At 28.0% G+C, this 828-nt stretch carries 2 protein-coding genes; one reads left to right on the forward strand and one right to left on the reverse strand.

Translation table 11 applies throughout. The features are described from left to right. On the reverse strand, window positions 1–460 hold a 460-nt coding region (locus tag AMN70_RS00575), incomplete at its 3' end, for a GatB/YqeY domain-containing protein (protein WP_075501037.1). A 126-nt stretch (window positions 461–586) separates the two neighbouring features. Here AMN70_RS00575 and AMN70_RS00580 point away from each other — a divergent pair. Beyond that, the coding region (locus AMN70_RS00580) for a carbamoyl-phosphate synthase domain-containing protein (protein WP_306452504.1) at window positions 587–828 on the forward strand (242 nt) is incomplete at its 3' end.

Consider the following 828-nt stretch of genomic DNA (forward strand, 5'->3'; position numbering starts at 1 on the left):
AACTATTTAATAATTCCTTAATGAAAAGACCTGCTTTTGCAAAATCAATTTCATCTGAATGTAGTTTTTTTAATTCACCCATTACTTTCCCCATGTCTTTAACTGAATTTGCGCCGAGTTTAGAAATGAGTTCTGCACAAATTTTTTTAGTTTCCTCGTCTCCAAGCTGTTTTGGTAAAAATCCAGTTAAAATATTATATTCATTTTGTTCTACCTCTAAGAGATCTGTCCTATTGTTTTTTTTGTAGATATCTATCGATTCGGCTCTCTGTTTGACCATTTTTTTCAGAAGCTTTTTTATATCGTCATCATCTGTTTCTTTTTTATTTTGACCAGACCTATTTATAATATCCAGATCCTTTATTGATGACAAAATTAACCTATAAGTTGATATTTTTGTTTTATCTTTGGCTTTTAGGGCATTTTTATATTCAGTTTCGATTGTCTCTTTTAATGGCATATATTTTTAATCTACTTGAAAGATAAAAATCTTCAAAAGAAAAATTGTTTTTTTACAATTTTATAATACATCTCTGTTGCGATAATAAATCAATTATAGTATTAACCTTTAACTTATGAGTTGTAATTGATCAAAAAAGCAAAAAAAACAAACTCAAAAAAATCTCAAAATCATACAGGTGTTTTAGTTCTCGAAAATAAGAGAATTTTTAAAGGTATTGGAATTGGATACCAAGGAAAAGCAACTGGTGAGATTTGCTTTAATACCTCTCTAACAGGTTACCAAGAAATTATTTCTGATCCTTCTTATGCTGGTCAGATTATTAATTTTACATTCCCACATATTGGAAATGTTGGAACTAATAAAGA

The organism is Candidatus Pelagibacter communis, assembly GCF_001179925.1.
GTDB lineage: Bacteria > Pseudomonadota > Alphaproteobacteria > Pelagibacterales > Pelagibacteraceae > Pelagibacter > Pelagibacter ubique_E.